This is a genomic window from Propioniciclava sp., from assembly GCF_029977985.1.
GTDB lineage: Bacteria > Actinomycetota > Actinomycetes > Propionibacteriales > Propionibacteriaceae > Propioniciclava.
In genome coordinates, this window is the sequence record NZ_JARKOT010000147.1 from 1 (window position 1) to 1,888 (window position 1,888).

Genomic DNA, 1,888 nt, shown 5'->3' on the forward strand with positions numbered 1-1,888 from the left:
AAGCGCCAGGCGCGGCCGACCTTCTCCCCAGGAAGGGAGCCTGCGCGCGCCAGTGCGAGCACAGTCTTGGTTGAGACTCGCAGCAGTGCTGCTGCCTCCTCCGCAGTCAGAACTTCCTGTTCTTCCGCCATCTTCCTATAGCCTCCTTGAGCGGGACGCATCTTCACGCTAGCAGAGTTGCGCTTCTGCCACTCAGAATCCGGGGTTCATCACAGCTGGTGGCTCGGACGAGGAATCGTGGCGGGTCGCTCGTGCGGCCCATCAGCGACTCCTGCGAGGGTCCGGGCCGTGCTTGCGGCAGCGCGGGCTCGTGCGGCGTCGATCTTCTGGCTGGTGCTCTGCGGCGCTGGGCCGAGTGGGGTTCGGTCGTCGGTGATCTGGTAGCGGTCCCGGTACGCCGCGACGATGACGGCCGCTCGCCGCCATGCCGTCCGCTGCTTCGCGTCCTTGGGTTCCAGGCCGAGCCGGGCTGTCCACGGCGTGCTGTCGGTGAGCGCGCCCGTGAGTACGGCGTCGGCTCGGGCTTCGATCAGCTCGCGGCGTTCATCCAGGGCTTGGCGCATGTCGTCGGCCATCGGCCCGTCCGCGTATGGGACGAGGCCGGCGATGAGCCGAGGTGGTTTGCGTGTACGGCCGGACCCGGCGGGCCGGGCCGTGGCGCGGGCGACGCGGGCGTGGATCACCGAAGCGATGTCGTCGGCATCACCCAGCCCCCGCGCGGCGATGAGACGCGGGAGCAGGGTGTCGAGGTTGTGGTGGTTGGCTTCAGCGTGCCTCAGCTCGGCCGAGAGCGCCGGGTAGGCGTCGGAGTCGAGCACGGCCTCGACCTGCTCGCTTGTGAGTCCGGCGGTCGCGAGGAGGGTGGCCCAGCGGTCGTGTTGGGCGGCTTGGGCGATGGTTTCGTACTCGGCGGCGAGCTGGCCGATGTTGCTCCACCGTTCCTGTTCTGCGGTGATCGTCTCGTGCGCGGAGAGTTCGGCGCCGGTGTGCTGGATCACGCCGTAGAGCACCGACCGGGCGGTGGCGACCGAGTTGTCGGCGGGGTGCGGCACCCCGTGGCTGTCATCGGGCCGGTCAAGGACGACATAGGCATAGTTCCCGTCCGCGCCGCGGGTCATGGCGACGTAGAAGTTCTCCCTCGTGGTGGTCGCGGTGGCGATGACGTGCGAGGTGTCGGTGGTCACGCCTTGCGCTCTGTGGGCGGTGATGGCGTAGCCGAGGTCGAGGTGTTCGGCCACGTAGTCGGCGGGCAGGACGATCCCGCCGCGACGCCGGCGGTCGATCGGGCGGATGCTGACCGACCCGTCCGTATGAACCCCGGTGACGGTCCAGCGGTCGCCGTTGCGGACCCAGGATCGGCCGTTGCGTAGGCGGCGGTCGTTGTGGCGGGTGATGACCAGATCGCCCTCCGAGACCGCGGTTCCGTCGCGCAGCCCGACTTCTCGGGTGCCGCGCACGGTGCCGTCCATGATCCTGTCTGCCCGCGCTCTGGCGTTGAGGGCGGTGACGGTCTCGTGCGTCTCGGCCACGAGGATCGACGCCCGCCCGGCGGCAAGGTCGCGCCGCCACGCGGTGTAGGCGGTGGCGATCATGGCTTCCTGTTCGCCGCCGGTGATGCGGTCGTGGTCGATGAGGGTGTCGATCGCCTCGGGACGGCCGTGTCGGAGCTGGAGGGAGGTGGTCTTCTCCCACTCGTGGGTGAAGCGGTGGACGTCGAGTAGTTCTGGGCTGCCGTCGCGGGCGTGGACGAGCATCGAGAACGCACCGCCGGCGTCGACCGATTGGAGTTGCCCCCAGTCACCGACCAGCAGCACTTTCGCGCCGGCTTGTTCGGCTTCGGCGGTGATGCGGTCGAGGGAGGCGGTGCCGGCCAGGGATGCCTCGTCGA

2 protein-coding genes are annotated in these 1,888 nt (G+C 69.4%); both read right to left on the minus strand.

What is annotated here, in order from left to right; all coding sequences use genetic code 11:
* On the minus strand, window positions 1-161 hold a 161-nt coding region (locus Q1K57_RS15740), incomplete at its 3' end, for a helix-turn-helix domain-containing protein (protein ID WP_366525362.1).
* Between the two features lie 48 nt (window positions 162-209).
* Window positions 210-1,888, minus strand: a 1,679-nt coding sequence (locus tag Q1K57_RS09300; protein ID WP_300081404.1) for an AAA family ATPase, incomplete at its 5' end; no start/stop codon positions are given.